This window comes from Marivibrio sp., from assembly GCF_040218065.1.
In the GTDB taxonomy this organism is placed as follows: Bacteria; Pseudomonadota; Alphaproteobacteria; order UBA8366; family Aestuariispiraceae; genus Marivibrio.
The window spans coordinates 41233-58296 of the sequence record NZ_JAVJQE010000006.1 but is presented as its reverse complement, the minus strand read 5'-3'; the positions used below and the strand labels follow the sequence as shown (position 1 = coordinate 58296).

The window sequence follows — 17064 nt, the reverse complement described above, 5'->3', positions numbered from 1 at the left end:
GAACGACACAGAAGACGGTCACGCCTGCGACCAACCGACGGCCTCTCAATCCCTCGAAAGACCCGATCAGACCCAGGACCCGACGAACGACGCCGCCGTCCGCATATCCCTTCCGATCATCCACAATGTCCGATAAAGCGGGGCGGGTTGACCCGCCGGCCCCGAAAAAGAGACCGAAGCGCCCCTACGCGGACCCGATTCGGAACCGGCGCAAGAGCAGATCGTATCCTTTTGGGTGCCCCGCTTCAAGCGCGTTGCGCTTCAAGCGGCCAGGGGCGCTTCGTGTCCGAACCGAGCGGCTCAGCGCCGCGCCCCGTCGTGTGAGCGGGGATATAAGCCCCGCCGTCGGACGAAGCAAGGGGAAAATTTCACGTCCCCGTCACTTTTTCCGCCCGTCACTTTTTCCGCCCGTCACTTTCTCCGATCGCCCCGCGCCCCGGGGCCCGGCGGCGCGGGCGCCGCGCTCACCAGAGGCCCAACGCCTTCAGTTCGGCGGCCAGGGCGGCCGGCAAATCCGCCCCGTCGGCCGCCTGATCTAGATCTGGCGGCGCCTCCGAGGCCGGCAGATAGCGCCAGCCCTGAAACGGGCGATGCGGCCAAGGCTCGGTCGGCGTGAGAGCGGGGTCGAGCATGATCCGGCACATCGGCTTTTCGTCCGGGTCTCGGGTCGGGGCGGGCTCGAAAGCCAGGATCCTCTGACGCGCCGCCATTTGACCGCGGATGATCCAGTAAAGCGAGCCGTCCGCATCGAGGATTTCGCCCGCGCGGCGCGGCCAGTTGCGGGTCTCATGCCAGATGGCGCCGCCGGTGCGGCGGAGGCGACGGGCCTGCCAGCGCTGCAGGTCCTCCAACCGGTCGACCCCGACGCACAGTTTGCGCAGATGAAGGCTCATGGTCGTCGTCTTAGACGAGTCGGAGCGGCCGAAAAAGGCGCAAGACCGGCGCGGGGTCGGGTCGGGTCGCGCCGACTCAGATCTCCAGAAAGTCCTCACCGCCGGGTCCAGGGGGCCGACTCGCGCCTGAATCCGCGCGAGACCCAGAGCCGGCGCCGCGCCCCGCCTCTCCGGCGGCGGACGCGCTCGCCGGGCGGCCCGACCGGCCGAGCGGCGTCTGGCCGACCCGTCGCTCGGGGCCCTTGAAGGGGGCCTGACGGCGCCGCCGATCCGGGCCGAAGAAGCCCGGCGCGCGCACGAAGGGCCGCGGCCGCTCCACCACCGCGACGAGTCGGTTGTAGAGCGACAGGGCCGAGACGGGCTTGGCCACAAGTTCGGTGACTCCGGCGTCGCGCGCCTCGACCACGCGGGTCTTCTCGGTGTACCCGGTCATCATGATGATCGGCAGATAAGAATTCGGGCTGTCGGGCGCGGTGCGGATGCGCCGGGTGAACTCAATCCCGTCGACCGGCTCCATCGCGAAGTCGATCAGAACGACGTCCGGCAGGGCTCGGAACAGATCGGCCCAGGCGGCCCCGCCGTCCGCCGCCTCGGCGACCCGAGCGACGCCGAACGCGCTCAGCAGGCGGCGCACCAGCACCCGCATGTGCCGATTGTCGTCCACCAACAAAACACTGAGCCCGGTGAAGTCGTAGCTCATGATCCCCGCGCCGTTCGCAGCCGCCTCGCCCCCGTCCGAAAGCCACATAAGGCGAGGCGGCGCGCAGCGCAACCTTCGCGATGATCGATTGAACTTTGCACCCGCTCCAGCGCCTCGTCTCCGGAAATCGACTCGCTCTGGCGGGCTAGGCCGCCTTGGCCGCCAACGCAGCCGCGACGCGGCTCGCCGGCGCCCGGTCGAGCGCGGCGCAGATGAAGCGCGACGCCGCGATCAGCCGGTCCATGTCGACGCCGGTGGAGACGCCCGAGCCCTCGAGACTGTAGACGACGTCTTCGGTGGCGACGTTGCCGCTCGCCCCTTTCGCGTACGGACACCCGCCCAGTCCGGCGACCGAGCTGTCGAACACCCGAACGCCTTCGTCATAGGCGGCCCAGATATTGGCCAGCGCCTGACCGTAGGTGTCGTGGAAATGGCCCGCCAAGCGCGCCGCCGGCACGTGCGCCGCGACCGCGTTCAGCATCGCCGCCGTCTCACGCGGGGTGCCGACCCCGATGGTGTCGCCGAGAGATATCTCGTAGCAGCCCATCTCGAACAGCGCGCGCGCCACCTCGGCGACGGCCGCCGGCGCGATCCGCCCCTCATAGGGGCAGCCGAGCACGCAGGACAGATAGCCGCGAACCCTCACCCCCCGTTCAGCGGCGGCCTCCGCCACCGGGCGGAACCGCTCCAGCGACTCGGCGATCGAGCAGTTTATGTTGCGCTGCGAGAAGCTCTCCGACGCGGCGCCGAAGATCGCGACCTCCGTCGCCCCGACGGCGGTCGCCGCCTCGAAGCCCTTCATGTTGGGCGTGAGCACCGGATAGGCGACGCCCTCCTTGCGGCGAACGCCGCGGAAGACGTCGCCGGAGTCGGCCATCTGCGGCACCCATTTCGGCGAGACGAACGCGCCCGCCTCCACCGCCGCGCAGCCGGCCTCGGCCAGCTTTTCGATCAGCGCGATCTTGGTCTCGGTCGACACCGCGACCTTTTCGTTCTGCAGCCCGTCGCGCGGGCCGACCTCGACGATGCGCACCGCTTCCGACCCGCTCATGACGCTGTCTCCGTCTCCTCCTCGAAGGTGATGAGGGCCTCCCCCTCGCCCACCTGATCGCCCAGCGCGAAGCGCACCTCGGCGATCACGCCGTCCTTCGGCGCGCGCACGCTGTGCTCCATCTTCATCGCCTCCAGCACGATAAGCGCCGCGCCGGCGGCGACCCGGTCGCCGGGGGCGGCGTGCACGGCGATGATCTTGCCCGGCATCGGCGCGGCCAGCTTGCCCGCGTCTTCCTCCTGGAAGCCGGCGGCGGCCAGCCGGTCGATCCGGCGGATGCGCCAGGTCGCGGCGCCGTCGATCACGGTGACGCTCTCCGCGCCGACCTCGACCGCGACGCGCGCCTTGGCGCCGTCCAGATCGACGGCGAGGCGCCCGTCGGGCAGCCGCTCGACGGCGGCGCGCACCGTCCCGCCGGGCAGGTCGAGGCCGTAGGCGCCGCCCGCCAGATAACGGCAGCGCACCCTAACCTCGCCTGCGCCCGCGTCGTAATGCAGGTCGTTGAAGCTCCAATCGTTAAGCCGCCAACCGGTCGACAACGCGAAGGGCGACCAGGGGTCGCCGCTCGCGGCCGCGCGCCGGGACGCCGCCTCGGCGCGGCCGTTGAGCTCGCCGAGCGCCGCCAAGGCCAGGATCCGGTCCGGCGCTGCCCGGTCGACGGTCGGGATCAGGTCCGCCGCGTGCTTGTCGATGAAGCCGGTGTCGAGACGCGCCGCCTGGAAGGCCGGATGCCGCGCGAGACGGATCAGGAAGTCGCGGTTGGTGGTGACGCCCGCCGCTTCAACGCCTTCAAGGCCCCGGGCGAGCCGAGCCAGCGCCTCCGTCCGGTCCAATCCGTGGGCGATCACCTTGGCGATCATGGGATCGTAATGGACGGTGACGGCGTCGCCTTCGACAACCCCCGAATCAATCCGCAGGCCCGGCGCGTCGGACGGCAGGCGCAGACGCGACAGGGCGCCCGTGGCGGGCAAGAAGCCGGCCTCGACGTCTTCGGCGTAGAGGCGCGCCTCGACCGCATGCCCTGAAAGCGCGATCTGCTGCTGGGCGAGCGGCAAGGGCTCGCCGGCGGCCACGCGCAACTGCCATTCGACCAGATCTTGCCCCGTCACCGCCTCGGTCACCGGATGCTCGACCTGCAGGCGGGTGTTCATCTCCATGAAGAAGAAGGCGGCGGGCGTTCCGTCCTCCGCGGTTTCGACGATGAACTCAACCGTCCCCGCCCCGCGATACCCGATCGCCGTCGCGGCGTCGACCGCCGCACGGCCCATCTCGGCGCGCAAGGCTTCCGGCATGAAGGGGGCGGGCGCCTCTTCGATCACCTTCTGGTGGCGGCGCTGGACGGAGCAATCGCGTTCGAACAGATGAACGGCGTTCCCGCGCCCGTCGGCGAAGACCTGCATCTCGATATGGCGCGGGCGGGTGACGAAGCGCTCGATCAGCACATGATCGTCGCCGAAACTGGCGGACGCCTCGCGCTTGCACGAGGCGAGCGCGTCGGCGAAGTCGGCCGAGCGCTCGACCAGCCGCATGCCCTTCCCGCCGCCGCCGGCGGACGCCTTGATGAGAAGCGGGTAGCCGATGCGTTCGGCCTCCCCCTGCAGGAAGTCGGCGTCCTGCTCCGCGCCGTGATAGCCTGGGACAAGCGGCACGCCGGCCCGGTCCATCAGCGCCTTCGCTTCGGATTTGGAGCCCATGGCGCGGATGGCGTCGGCGGGAGGCCCGATGAAGGCGATTCCCGCCGCCTCGAGCGCGTCGGCGAAGCCGGCGTTCTCGGACAGGAAGCCGTAGCCGGGATGGACCGCTTCCGCACCGGTTCGCTTGCAGGCCTCGACGATGCGCTCGGCCAACAGGTAGCTCTCGCGCGCAGGCGCGGCGCCGATATGGATCGCCTCGTCCGCCAGCTTGACATGCTGCGCCTCGGCGTCGGCGTCGGAATAGACCGCGACCGCGGCGACGCCCATACGGCGGGCGGTGCGGATCACGCGGCAGGCGATCTCGCCGCGGTTGGCGATCAGAATCTTAGCGAACATCGTTGAGGGTCTCCTGCGCCTGTTCGGCGTCTTCGCGTTCGAGCGCGCTGTCGCCCGTCAGCCGCGGGTCGTCCGGCGCGAGATCCGGCATCAGCGCCATCCAGGCCTTCAGGTCGGTCAGCGCGTGCTCGAAATGCACGGCGCGCCAATTCTCGAACGACCAGGGCTCGAAATCGACCATGCCGAAAGTCTGGCGGATGCGGTCCACGTCCGGGACGAAAGCCTCCGCCGTGCGACCGTCGGCCAGCGGAAAATGCTCCAACCGGTACTCGTCCCATTCGTACCAGGCGATGCAAGCGTGCTGGCGGCGGTCCAGGTCGTGGACCAGGAGGGCCGTCACCTCACCGCCCGGCTCCGGAAAGATGCCGGGATAGCCGGCCGCCGTCATGATCCGCCCAAGCTTGTGATCGGGCACGAAGACGCGTTCGCTCGAATGCGCCTCCAAGGGCGTTCCCGTCACCAGCTCGAACACCCGTTCGTCCCGAAGGCTGCCGTAGAACAGCTTCGGCAGGCCGTGGGTGAACACGGCCCGCTCGAGAAAGGTCTCGTCCGTCCCCTCGGCGCCGCGCGGGTAGTACTCCCGAATCGTCTCCCAGCTCAGCTCAGCCATGCGGGCTTCCTTTTGTCCAGGAAGGCGCCGACGCCCTCCTTGCCTTCGTCCGAGGCGCGCACGCGCGCGATGCGCTCGGCCGTGTCCTCGATCACGGCTTCGCTCAGCGGCCGATCGACGGCGAACACCAGATCTTTCGCCTCGGCCGCCGCCTTGGGGCCGACCGTTAACACCTCGCCCGCGATGCGGGCGCCGGCCTCGGCCAAGGCCTCCTCGTCAGCGACAACCTCATGCACGAGGCCGAGGCGGTGCGCCTCGTCGGCCGAGAACCTCTCGGCCGTTTGGAAATAGCGTCGCGCCGCGCGCTGGCCGATCGCGTCCACGACATAGGGGCTGATGACGCCCGGAATGAGCCCGAGCTTCACTTCGGAGAGGGAAAAACTGGCGCGCTGGGTCGCGACCGCGACGTCGCAGCAGGAAACCAGCCCGACCCCGCCGCCGAAGGCCGCGCCCTGCACCAGGGCGATCGTCGGCTTCGGCAAATAATTGATGATGTTGAGGAGCTTCGCCAGCGCCATCGCGTCCGCCTTGTTCTCGGCGAAATCGTAGCCCGCCATGCGCTTCATCCAGTTGAGGTCGGCGCCGGCGGAGAAGCTTTTCCCCTCGGCCTCCAAGATCACGGCGCGCACCTCGGGCGACCCGCCCAAGAGCAGGAAGGCGCCGGTCAGACCGCGGATCAGCTCATCGTCAAAGGCGTTGTGCTTGTCCGGGTTGGTCAAGCGCACGCGGGCGACCGGTCCGTCGTGAATCACGCGATATTTACGGGTCTCGTCGGTCATCGGGAGCCTCCCTTCCTCACATCCGGAAGAGGCCGAACCGCGTCGGCTCGATCGGCTTGTTCAAAGCGGCGGAAAGGCCGAGCCCCAGCACCATGCGGGTGTCTCGCGGGTCGATAACGCCGTCGTCCCACAGGCGCGCGGTGGCGTAGTAGGGATGCCCCTGCTCCTCGTATTGTCGACGGATCGGGTCCATGAAGGCGGCCTTCTCATCGGAGGTCCAGCTTTCGCCTTTCGCGGCCATGCCGTCCTCGCGCACGGTCGCCAGAACGTTGGCGGCCTGTTCGCCGCCCATCACGGAGATCCGAGCGTTCGGCCACATCCACAAGAACCGAGGCGAATAGCCCCGCCCGCACATGCCGTAGTTCCCGGCCCCGAAGCTGCCGCCCAGGATGACCGTGAATTTAGGCACGGAGGTGGTGGCGACGGCGGTGACCAGCTTCGCGCCGTCTTTGGCGATGCCGCCGGATTCGTATTTCGACCCCACCATGAAGCCCGTGATGTTCTGCAGGAAAATCAGCGGGATTCCGCGCTGGGAGCAGAGTTCCACAAAATGCGCGCCCTTGAGCGCGGATTCCGAAAACAGAATGCCGTTGTTTGCGACGATCCCGACCGGATAGCCCCACAGCCGCGCGAAGCCGCACACCAGCGTCTGGCCGTAGAGCTGTTTGAACTCGTCGAACTCGGAGCCGTCTACGAGACGCGCGATCACCTCGCGCACGTCGTAGGGCTTTTTCAGGTCCGCCGGCACGACGCCCAGCAGCTCTTCCGGGTCGTAGGCAGGCTCGCGCGGTTCGCGCAGCTCCACGCTCGGCTGCTTGCGCCGGTTCAGGTTGCCTACGATGCGCCGCGCGATGGCGAGCGCATGATGGTCGTCCATCGCGTAATGGTCGGTGACGCCGGAGGTCCGGCTGTGGACGTCGGCCCCGCCGAGATCCTCGGCCGAGACCTCCTCGCCCGTCGCCGCCTTCACCAAGGGCGGACCGCCGAGAAAGATGGTGCCCTGTTTGCGCACGATCACGCTCTCGTCCGACATCGCGGGGACATAGGCGCCGCCCGCCGTGCAGGACCCCATCACCACGGCGATTTGCGGAATCCCCTTGGCCGACATGTTGGCCTGATTGAAGAAGATGCGGCCGAAGTGATCGCGGTCAGGGAAGACCTCGTCCTGATTGGGCAGGTTCGCGCCGCCGCTGTCGACGAGGTAGAGGCAGGGCAGGTTGTTCTGCTCGGCCACCTCCTGGGCGCGCAGATGCTTTTTGACCGTCAGCGGATAGTACGTCCCGCCTTTCACCGTCGCGTCGTTCGCGACGACGACGCACTCGACGCCGCTGACGCGCCCGACGCCGGTGATGACGCCGGCCGCAGGCACCTCGCCCTCATAGACGTCGTACGCGGCGAGTTGGTTCAGCTCCAGGAAGGGCGAACCGGGATCGAGCAACGTGCGCACCCGATCGCGCGGCAACAGCTTGCCGCGATCGAGATGCTTCTTGCGCGCGCGCTCTCCCCCGCCCCGCTTCACTTGGCGGACTTTCTCCCCCAGATCGGCGACCAGCGCCTCCATCGCCGCACGGTTCTCGGCCGCTTCGGCGCCGCGCGGATCATATTGGCTCTTGAACACGCTCATCCTTCCTCGCTTTCCAGCCGCCTGCGCGCGCAAGGCGCGCACGTCAGACCGACCAGGTCTCGCGCCAGCTTTGCAGCATCAGCACGGTCCACAATTCGAAATGCCAGTTGCGCTGACCTTTCAGATGTTCCTCCCACACGGCGCGCACCGGCTCCGGATCGATCAGGCCGTCTGCGGCCAGTTTGTCGCTTGCGATCAGGCTTTGCGCCCAGTCGCGCAACGGGCCGCGCAGCCAATCGGCCAGCGGCGGTTCGAACCCGGCTTTGGGCCGTTCGATCAGGGGCTTGGGCACGCGGCGGTAGAGCACTTCGCGCAAGACCCATTTCGTCGTGCGCTCGCGCAGCTTCAGCGCGCTCGGCAGCCCCCAGGCGAAGCGAACGACGTCCGCCGACAGCAGCGGCGCGCGCGCCTCGAGCGAGGCGGCCATGCTGGCCCGGTCGATCTTAACCAAAAGATCGTCGGGCAGATAGGTGAGCGCGTCGGCGACCATCAGGCGCTGCAGATCGTCCTCCAGCCGAGGACGGCGCGCGCCGCGCCGGAAATACCCCTCGGCAGGCTCGGCGGCCGGACGGTCCCAGATGCGCCAGCGGCTCATATAGCCCTCGTAGAGCGATTCCAGCGAAGGCGCAGACCGATCGGACATCTTGCGCCACAGCTTGTCCCCGAACCGCCCCGGCTTGCCCAAGCCCGACGACAGCAGATTGAGCGGCCCGAAGGGCGTCACCTTCATCATGCTAGGGCTCATCGGCGCATCGCCGCGAAACTTGTCGACCGCGGCGCGGTAGCGCGGATAGCCGCAGAACAGCTCGTCCCCGCCGTCGCCGCTGAGCGCGGTGGTCACGTCGCGGCGCGTCAGCGCGCACAGCATCATGGTGGGCAACGCGCTCGCGTCCGCAAACGGCTCGTCGTAGACCTCCGGCAGTTTGGGGACGAGTTTCAACGCAGCGTTCGGGTCGACGTAATGCTCCGTATGGTCGGTCTTCAAGTGACGCGCGACCGCCTTGGCGTGCGGCGCCTCGTCGAACCGCGGATCGGTGAAGCCGATCGAGAAGGTCTTTACCGGCCGATCCGCCACCTCCTGCATCAACGCGGTCACGCACGAGCTGTCGATCCCGCCGGACAGGAACGCGCCCAGCGGCACGTCCGCCACCATCCGTCGGCCAACGGCTCGCTTCAGCAGCTGCTCCAGCCGATCGACCGCCGCCTCAGGACCGCCCTCGAACGGGGCCGCCCCCTCCGCCTCGGCGATCGGATCCCAGAAGGCGCCGCGCTCCGCCTCCCCGGCCGGAGCGTCGGCCGAAAGCGTCAAGACCGCCCCCGGCGGCAGCTTCTCGATGCCGGCGAAGATCGAACGCGGGGCCGGAACGTATCCGTATCGCATGAAACCGGCGACGGCCTCGCGGTCGATCTCGGCCGTGAAGTCGGGATGCGCATGAAGCGCTTTCAACTCGCTGGCGAACAGGAAGACCTGCCCGCGCCAACCGCAATAGAGCGGCTTCTCCCCCATCCGGTCGCGCGCCAGCGTGAGGCGGCGCGTCTCGGCGTCCCACAAGGCGAAAGCGAACATGCCGTCGAAGGCGTCGAGCGCCTTCGCCATCCCCCAGACGCGCACAGCCGCCAGCAGCACTTCCGTATCCGAGCGCCCGCGCCAAAGGCCGGCCCCCTCGCTTTCCAACCGTCGGCGAAGATCCTGGAAATTATAGATCTCGCCGTTGAAGACGATCGTGTAGCGACCGCTGGGATCAGTCATCGGCTGAGCGCCGTCGGCGCTGAGATCCTGGATGGCCAGCCGTCGAAACCCCAGGGCGAGGCCGGCGTCAGGCTGCGTCCAAACGCCCTCGTCGTCGGGACCGCGGTGGGTCAGACGTTCCGCCATCGCGCGCGCCTCCGCCGCCAGACGCTCGCTCGGTCTGCTTTTCGCGACGTCCAGAAAGCCCGCGATCCCGCACATGCCCCGCCCCTTCAGCCCCGCGCCCGGCGCTTGGCGAACGAGCGGGCCAGCGCCCGCCCGCCTTGCTTCATCCAACGCCCGAAGGACGGCTCGGCCAATTTCACCTTCTGGCGGAACAGCTCAGGGTGGATCAGCGCGTGCGGGCTTTCCGGCGAGGTCTCGACCAGCGCCTTCAACGCGGGGTTCTCAGCGATCGCGGCCGCGCTCGCGAACAGCAGGCAGTTCTGCTTGTACCACCAGCACACCCGATCGTCGGTCCAGACCGCGGGGCGGACCGCGTCGATCGCGCGATAGCCGCGCGCGGCGAACAGCTCGGCCCAATAGGCCGGCCATTGCTCGTTCACATGATTGGCTCCGCCTTGATCCGGCGGCGCGGCGGAGAAGAAGACGACCGGCGCAGCGTCCGTCAGCTCCGCCACCAGCCCGGCCGCGCGCGCCGGCGGCAGATGTTCCGCGACCTCCAAGGTCATGGCGAGATCGAAGCGCCGCGCGCCAAGCTCGAGGCTTTGGTCCAGCGCGCGCCGGGCGAAACAATCGCCCGGGATCTTCAACTGGTCCCCCCGCACCCAGGGTCCGTCGAGACCCAGCACTTCCGAGACCCCGTTCTCGCGGAAGATCGACAACCAAGACCCGTCGCCGCAACCGACGTCGACGACGCTGTCGATCGCCATCCACTTCATCAGCATCGGGACGATCACCCGCGCCGAGGGCAGCGCGGTTTCCTCTAGCTCAGCGTAGAAGGCGGCGTCGTAACCGGCGCTGTCCGGCCCGGGACGGTTGCTCAAGACGCGGCCTCCTTCACGCTGCGGCCGGCGACGTGCGGGTCGGCCGTCTCGAAGACCTGACCGCAGCGCTCGATGAAGTCGGCGTGGCCGGACAGGATCGGCAGCCAACAGCGCGCCTGGCGCCAGAAGGCGGGATGGAAAAGCCAGAACGGCCTTTCCGTGCGGTGCAGATATTTCCAGGCGCGATAGGCTGCGCGCTTGCACACCCATTGTTTCAGCGGCCAGGGCGTCTGCGGGTAGTCCCGCAGAAAATAGGCGAGGGAGCGCGTAACCCGCTGCAACTGGCGCCCTTCATTGTTGCTGAGCCGCCCGGCGACCTCCTGCGGGAGGAAGGCGATATCGGCCCTCACCCGCAAAAACGGCCACCGCCGTGCAAGACGCATCGTGAGCGCATATTCCTGGCTGAACACGATGCGTTCGTCGCAGCCGCCGACCGCGACGAGGGCCTTGCGCCGGGCCATGAACTGCGTCGGGTTGAAAAGAGAGTTGGCCATCGCCGGTTTGAGGGGCCGGTCCATCCGCTCCACCGACGGGTTCTCGATCGCGCGATCCAGGTCCAACGCATCACGCTCTGCGAACCGCACCGCCCGGCCGAAGGCGAGGCAGGCGTCGCGATCGTCCTGCAAGGCCTCCATCAGCACCCGCGTCGCATCGGCGTGCAACAGGTCGTCGGCGTCGACGAACTTCACGAACTCGCGCTCCGCCAGGGCGATCCCGCGGTTGGTCGCGGCGGCCGAACCCGCGTTCGGCTGCTCCCAGATCAAGACGTCGTCCCAATCGGCGGTGACGCGGCGCACGATCTCAAGCGATCCGTCGGTGGAGCCGTCGTCGACGAAGACGTACTGCCGCGGAAAGTCGCCGCGCTGCGCCTTGATCCGGCCCAGAACGTCCTCCAACCACGCCGCCTTGTTGTAGACGGGAACGACGAAGCTGACGCCCGGCTTCTCCTCGAGCGCGCTTTCTACCATCCGCCGGTCTCCAGCCATTGATCCAGCATCTCCATCCGGTCGCAGCCCCAGAACGGCTCCCCGTCGACGAGGAAGAAGGGCGCGCCGCACACGCCGGCCTGGATCGCCGCGTCGGTCTCGTCGGCGAGGCGCGCCTTGATCTGCGGATCGCGGGTCGCCGCCTCCGCCGCCCCGCGGTCCAGGCCCGCAGCCTCCGCGACCGCCAACATGGTCTCGCTGCGCTGCAGATCCTCCCCGCGCGCGAAGGCGGCGCGGAAAAAGGCGTACGTCAGGTCCGGCGCGCGCTCTTCGCCCGCCCAATAGACGAGACGCGCCGCGGCGACCGACAGAAAGGGGAAGCGCGGCGGCCAGCGATAGGGAATGTCGTGCAGCCGCGCGGTGCGTTCGATGTCGCGGCCCGCGTAGTCGGCCTTGAGCGGAATTTCCGTCAGCGGCCCGGCGCCGGTGTGCTTGAAGATCGCGCCCAGCAGGAACGGCTTCCAGACGAGCGCGCGGCCGTGGCGGTCGGCGAGCGCCTCGATCCGCTCGGAGGCGATGTAGGCGTAGGGGCTGCTGAATTCGTAATAGAAGGTGATGGGGCCGCCCGTCATACCCACCCCCCGGCGATCGGCAGCGCGTGGCCGGTGACGAAGCCGCATTTGTCGGAGGCGAAGAAGGCGATGAGTTGCGCCACCTCCTCCGGCTTGCCGAGGCGCTTCAGCGGGATGTTGGCGAGGATCTTCGCCTTCGCCGCCTCGTCCGCGAGAAGCTCCTCCGGAAAATAGGTCGGGCTTTCGATGAAGTTGGGGGCGATCGCGTTGACCAGGATGTTGTCGCGCGCCAGCTCCCGCGCCAGGCTTTTGACCATAGCGTTCTGCGCGCCGCGGGCGGTCGCGTACATGCTGTAGTTCGGCAAGCCGACCATCGGCGCTGAGGAGGTGACGAACAGCAGCTTGCCGCCGCCGGCCGCCTTCATCGCCGGGACGAGCGCGCCCGCGAGCGCGAAGGGCCGTGTGACCAACGCCTCCAAGCCGTCGCGCATGTCCTGCGGATCGGCCTTGTCGACCGCGCTTCGGATCGCGGGAAAGCCGTCGTTGCTGACCAGAACGTCGATCCGCCCGCCGAAACGCTCCAGCGCCTCGGCCGCCAGATCCGCGGGGGCCTGCGCCTCGGCCGCCTGGAAGGCGGCGTTCTCGGCCTCGAAGGCTTTGCGCGCGGCGGCGTCGGTGAAGCTCGGGTCGCTCGCCACGACCTGAGCGCCCTCGGCGGCCAGCGCGTCGGCCGTCGGGCGGCCCACGAACTCCGTCACCGCGGTCACCAGAATCTTTTTGCCGGCCAGCATCGCCACGGCCTGCTCCCTTCCCCCGCTTCGCTCGGCGCCGGTTCGATCGGGCCTCCCGCTTCGGCTTACGCCGCCAGAAGCTGGCGCGCAATGACCAGCTTCTGGACGTCGCTGGTGCCCTCGTAGATCTTGCAGGCCCGGACGTCGCGATAGATCCGCTCGACCGGGTAATCGGCGACATAGCCGTAGCCGCCGAAGGTCTGCAGCGCGTCGGAAACCACGCCCTCCGCCATTTCCGAGGCGTAGTACTTCGCCATCGACGCTTCCTTCAGGCATGGCGCATCGATGTCGCGCAAGCTGGCGGCGTGCAACGTCATCTGCCGCGCCGCCTCGATCTTCGTCGCCATCTCCGCCAATCGAAAGGCCACCGCCTGATGCTCCGCGATGGCGCGACCCATCGAGGTGCGCTCCTTCGCGTAAGCGATCGCAGCGTCCAGCGCGGCCCGCGCCATGCCGATCGCCTGCGCCGCGATGCCGATGCGTCCGCCCTCCAGATTGCTGAGGGCGATGCGGTAGCCCTGCCCCTCCTCGCCCAGCATCAGATCGGGCGTCAGCTCTACGTCGTCGAAAACGATGTGGCAGGTGTCGGACGCCTTCTGGCCCATCTTCTTCTCGACGCTCGCGACCTCGTAGCCTTTCGAGTCCGTCGGCACGATGAAGGCGGAGATGCCCTTCTTGCCGGCCTCCGGATCGGTGACCGCGAAGACGATCGCGACGTCCGCATTCGCGCCCGAGGTGATGAACTGCTTCGAGCCCGAAAGCCGCCACTTGTTGCCGTCCTTGACCGCCTTGGTGCGGATGGCGGAGGCGTCGGAGCCCGCATGCGGCTCCGTCAGACAGAAGCAGCCCAGCATCTCACCCTTGGCCAGCGGGCGCAGGAAGCGCTCCTTCTGCTCCGCGGTCCCGAATTTCAGGATCGGCATGCAGGCGACGGAATTGTGCACCGCCATGATGGTCGAAACCGAGCCGTCGCCGGCCGCGATCTCCTCCACCGCCAGAGCGGCCGAGACGTTGTCGGCGCCGGCGCCGTCCCAGTCCGCCGGGACCAGCATGCCCATCAGGCCGAGCGGACCCATCGCTTCGATCGCCTCCTTCGGGAAGCGGGCCTCGCGATCCCACTCGGCCGCCTTGGGCGCGAGTTGCTCGGCCGCGAAGTCGCGCGCCATGTCGCGGATCATCGTCTGTTCTTCGCTCAACAGCATCTCGTTCAGCCTCCCAGGCGCGGCGTCACCAGTCGAGCGGCGCGCCGCGATAATCGACATAGGCGCCGGTCGTCTCCAGCGTCATTCCGTCCAACAGCTGTTTCATCCCGGCGACGCTCTCATCGACGTCGATTTCGGCCGCGCCGCCGCCCATGTCCGTGCGCACCCAGCCCGGATGCAGCAGGCAGGTCGCGATCCCCAGCGGGCGCACGTCATGCTTCAAGCAATTGACCGCCATATTGAGCGCCGCCTTCGAGGAGCGATAAACATACGCGCCTTGGGAATCCCGCGCGATCGAGCCCATCTGCGAGCTGGTGAACGCCATCAGCTTCTTCTCCGACGCCGCCACATTCTCCTTCAGCGCCGCCGCCAGGCGGATCGGGGCGAGGACGTTGACGGCCATCGCCTCCAGCCAATCCTCGTAATCCAGGGCGTCGAGCGCCAGCCCCTTGTCCGGATAGATCCCAGCGTTGTTCCAGAGCAGATCGATCGCCACACCCTCCAGGCTTTCGGCCAGTACGGCGACGCTTTCGGCGTCGGCGACGTCGAGCTCGACCGTCTCCGCCTCGTCGACGCCGGATGCGGCCGGCTCCCGGCAGGCGGCGATCACGCGCCAGCCGTCGGCGGCGTACTGGCGCACGATCTCGCGCCCGATGCCGCGGTTCGCGCCGGTGACGAGCAGGGTCGGCATGGAGGCTCTCCTTCGCTTAGTGCAGCATCTCGACCGCCATCGCGGTCGCTTCGCCGCCGCCGATGCACAAGGACGCGACGCCCTTCTTGGCGTCAGCGCGCTTCAGCGCGTTCAGCAGCGTCACCAGGATGCGCGCGCCGGACGCGCCGATCGGATGACCAAGCGCGCAGGCGCCGCCGTTCACATTGACCGCGTCATGCGGCAGCGACAATTCCTTCATCGCCGCCATGGCGACGACGGCGAAGGCCTCGTTCACCTCGTAAAGGTCGACGTCGGTCGTCTTCCAGCCGGCCTTTTCCAGGCAGCGCTCGATCGCGCCGACGGGGGCGGTGGTGAACCATTTCGGTTCCTGCGCGTTGGTCGCGTGGGCGCGGATCGCGGCGATCGGGGTCAGGCCGCGGCCCTCGGCCTCGCTGAGGCGCATGAGGACCAGCGCCGCCGCGCCGTCCGAGATCGAGCTGGAATTGGCCGCCGTCACCGTCCCGTCCTTCGCGAAGGCGGGCTTCAGCGTCGGGATCTTTTCCGGCAGCGCATTCTTCGGCTGCTCGTCTTCCGCCACCTCGACCTCGCCCTTGCGGGTCTTGACGAGCACCGGCGCGATCTCGTCGGCGAAGGCGCCGCTTTCCTGCGCCGTGCGGGCGCGAGACAGCGATTCGATCGCGTACTCGTCCTGCGCCTCGCGGCTGAACTGATAGTGGGTGGCGCAGTCCTCGGCGAAGGTCCCCATCAGACGGCCCTTGTCGTAGGCGTCCTCCAGCCCGTCGAGGAACATGTGGTCGATCACCTGCCCGTGGCCGAGGCGCATGCCGGCCCGCGCCTTCGGCAGCAGATAGGGCGCGTTGGTCATGCTCTCCATGCCGCCGGCGATCATGATCTTATTGGTGTCGGCCTTGATCAGATCGTGCGCCAGCATCGCGGCCTTCATGCCGCTGCCGCACATCTTGTTGATCGTCGTGCAGCCGACGTCGAGCGGCACGCCCGCGCCCAGGCTCGCCTGGCGCGCCGGGGCCTGACCCTGGCCCGCGGGCAGGACGTTCCCCATGATGACTTCCTGCACGTGCTCCGGCGCGACGCCCGCGCGCTCAAGCGCCGCCTTGACGGCGGCCGCGCCCAGCTCGGCGGCCGTGGCGTCCTTCAGATCGCCCATCAGCCCGCCCATGGCGGTGCGCGCCGCGCCCACGATCACGATGGGGTCGTCCTGGGCGCCCGAATTGTTGCTGCCGATCACGTCGGTGCTCATCTCGTCGTCCTCCCGTCTCGGCGCGTCGCTTACGCCGTTTCCTTGAACAGCTCGCGGCCGATCAGCATGCGGCGGATTTCGCTGGTGCCGGCGCCGATCTCGTAGAGCTTGGCGTCGCGCAGCAGGCGGCCGGTCGGATACTCGTTGATATAGCCGTTGCCGCCCAGGATCTGGATCGCCTCCAGCGCCATCCAGGTCGCCTTCTCGGCCGAATAGAGGATCGCGCCGGCGGCGTCCTTGCGGGTCGTCTCGCCCCGGTCGCAAGACTTGCCGACGGTGTACACATAGGCCTTGGCCGCGTTCATGATCGTGTACATGTCGGCGATCTTGCCCTGCATCAGCTGGAACTCGCCGATCGGCTGGCCGAACTGCTTGCGCTCGTGGATATAGGGGAGGACCACGTCCATGCAGGCCTGCATGATTCCCGTCGGGCCGCCGGCGAGGACCGCGCGCTCATAATCCAGGCCGCTCATCAACACGTTGACGCCCTTGCCCACCTGGCCGAGGACGTTCTCCTCCGGCACCTCGCAGTCCTCGAACACGAGTTCGCCCGTGTGGCTGCCGCGCATGCCGAGCTTGTCGAGCTTCTGCGCGACCGAGAAGCCTTTCATGTCCTTCTCGATCAGGAAGGCGGTGATGCCGCGCGGGCCGGCCTCCGGATCGGTCTTGGCGTAGACCACCAGCACGTCGGCGTCCGGGCCGTTGGTGATCCACATCTTGGAGCCGTTCAGGACGTAGCGGTCGCCCTTCTTCTCGGCCTTCAGCTTCATCGAGACGACGTCGGAGCCGGCCCCCGGCTCGGACATGGCGAGCGCGCCGACATGGTCGCCCGAGATCAGCTTCGGCAGGTACTTTTCCTGCTGCGCGCGCGAGCCGTTGCGCCGGATCTGGTTGACGCAGAGGTTGGAGTGCGCGCCGTAGCTCAAGCCCACCGAGGCCGAGGCCCGGCTGATCTCCTCCATCGCCACGATATGCTCGAGATAGCCCAGCCCCGAGCCGCCGAGCTCCTCCTCCACCGTGATGCCGAGCAGGCCGAGGTCGCCCATCTTCTTCCACAGGTCCATCGGGAACTGGTCGGTGCGGTCGATCTCGGCCGCGCGCGGGGCGATCTCGTCGTCGGCGAAGCTCTGGATGCTGTCGCGCAGCATGTCGGCCGTCTCGCCGAGGTCGAAATTGAGCGTCGGATATTGATTGGAAATCGGCATTTGGGGGCTCCTCC

The 17064-nt window shown here is 68.3% G+C and carries 16 protein-coding genes; all 16 read right to left on the bottom strand.

Going from position 1 to position 17064, the window contains the following annotated elements:
* Positions 1 to 464: 464 nt before the first annotated feature.
* Positions 465 to 893: a DUF1489 family protein gene (locus RIB45_RS05120; RefSeq protein ID WP_350049153.1), complete on the bottom strand. Its 429-nt coding sequence runs from the start codon at positions 891 to 893 to the stop codon at positions 465 to 467.
* 76 nt (positions 894 to 969) lie between these two features.
* Positions 970 to 1593 (bottom strand): response regulator, encoded by a 624-nt coding sequence (locus RIB45_RS05115; RefSeq protein WP_350049152.1) that lies wholly within the window; start codon positions 1591 to 1593, stop codon positions 970 to 972.
* 145 nt (positions 1594 to 1738) lie between these two features.
* Complete coding sequence (locus tag RIB45_RS05110) at positions 1739 to 2644, bottom strand: hydroxymethylglutaryl-CoA lyase (RefSeq protein ID WP_350049151.1); 906 nt, start codon at positions 2642 to 2644, stop codon at positions 1739 to 1741.
* A complete protein-coding gene (locus RIB45_RS05105) occupies positions 2641 to 4674 on the bottom strand; it encodes an acetyl/propionyl/methylcrotonyl-CoA carboxylase subunit alpha (RefSeq protein ID WP_350049150.1) in 2034 nt (677 codons plus the stop codon). The genes RIB45_RS05110 and RIB45_RS05105 overlap by 4 nt, the downstream gene beginning before the upstream one ends.
* Positions 4664 to 5284, bottom strand: a complete 621-nt coding sequence (locus RIB45_RS05100; RefSeq protein ID WP_350049149.1) for a gamma-glutamylcyclotransferase family protein — start codon at positions 5282 to 5284, stop codon at positions 4664 to 4666. The genes RIB45_RS05105 and RIB45_RS05100 overlap by 11 nt, the downstream gene beginning before the upstream one ends.
* A complete protein-coding gene (locus RIB45_RS05095) occupies positions 5272 to 6063 on the bottom strand; it encodes an enoyl-CoA hydratase/isomerase family protein (protein ID WP_350049148.1) in 792 nt (263 codons plus the stop codon). Before RIB45_RS05095 ends, RIB45_RS05100 begins: the two co-directional genes overlap by 13 nt.
* A gap of 16 nt (positions 6064 to 6079) precedes the next feature.
* On the bottom strand, positions 6080 to 7687 hold the full coding sequence (locus RIB45_RS05090) for a carboxyl transferase domain-containing protein (protein WP_350049147.1): 1608 nt from the start codon (positions 7685 to 7687) through the stop codon (positions 6080 to 6082).
* Positions 7688 to 7730: 43 nt separating this feature from the next.
* Positions 7731 to 9638 (bottom strand): asparagine synthase (glutamine-hydrolyzing), encoded by a 1908-nt coding sequence (gene asnB, locus RIB45_RS05085; RefSeq protein WP_350049146.1) that lies wholly within the window; start codon positions 9636 to 9638, stop codon positions 7731 to 7733.
* Between the two features lie 11 nt (positions 9639 to 9649).
* On the bottom strand, positions 9650 to 10423 hold the full coding sequence (locus RIB45_RS05080) for a methyltransferase domain-containing protein (RefSeq protein ID WP_350049145.1): 774 nt from the start codon (positions 10421 to 10423) through the stop codon (positions 9650 to 9652).
* The gene (locus RIB45_RS05075; RefSeq protein WP_350049144.1) at positions 10420 to 11391 is read right to left on the bottom strand and encodes a glycosyltransferase family 2 protein; all 972 of its coding nucleotides are present in this window, start codon (positions 11389 to 11391) and stop codon (positions 10420 to 10422) included. The genes RIB45_RS05080 and RIB45_RS05075 overlap by 4 nt, the downstream gene beginning before the upstream one ends.
* A complete protein-coding gene (locus tag RIB45_RS05070) occupies positions 11385 to 11981 on the bottom strand; it encodes a 2-hydroxychromene-2-carboxylate isomerase (RefSeq protein ID WP_350049143.1) in 597 nt (198 codons plus the stop codon). The genes RIB45_RS05075 and RIB45_RS05070 overlap by 7 nt, the downstream gene beginning before the upstream one ends.
* Entirely contained in the window at positions 11978 to 12712 is a 735-nt protein-coding gene (locus RIB45_RS05065; RefSeq protein ID WP_350049157.1) for an SDR family oxidoreductase, read from the bottom strand. Before RIB45_RS05065 ends, RIB45_RS05070 begins: the two co-directional genes overlap by 4 nt.
* 65 nt (positions 12713 to 12777) lie before the next feature.
* A complete protein-coding gene (locus tag RIB45_RS05060; RefSeq protein ID WP_350049142.1) occupies positions 12778 to 13914 on the bottom strand; it encodes an acyl-CoA dehydrogenase family protein in 1137 nt (378 codons plus the stop codon).
* Positions 13915 to 13939: 25 nt separating this feature from the next.
* On the bottom strand, positions 13940 to 14605 hold the full coding sequence (locus tag RIB45_RS05055; protein WP_350049141.1) for an SDR family oxidoreductase: 666 nt from the start codon (positions 14603 to 14605) through the stop codon (positions 13940 to 13942).
* A 16-nt stretch (positions 14606 to 14621) separates the two neighbouring features.
* Positions 14622 to 15845 carry an acetyl-CoA C-acyltransferase gene (locus tag RIB45_RS05050; protein WP_350049140.1) on the bottom strand — a complete coding sequence of 408 codons (1224 nt, stop codon included), beginning with the start codon at positions 15843 to 15845 and terminating at the stop codon, positions 14622 to 14624.
* A gap of 29 nt (positions 15846 to 15874) precedes the next feature.
* Complete coding sequence (locus RIB45_RS05045) at positions 15875 to 17050, bottom strand: isovaleryl-CoA dehydrogenase (RefSeq protein WP_350049139.1); 1176 nt, start codon at positions 17048 to 17050, stop codon at positions 15875 to 15877.
* Between the last annotated feature and the right edge of the window lie 14 nt (positions 17051 to 17064).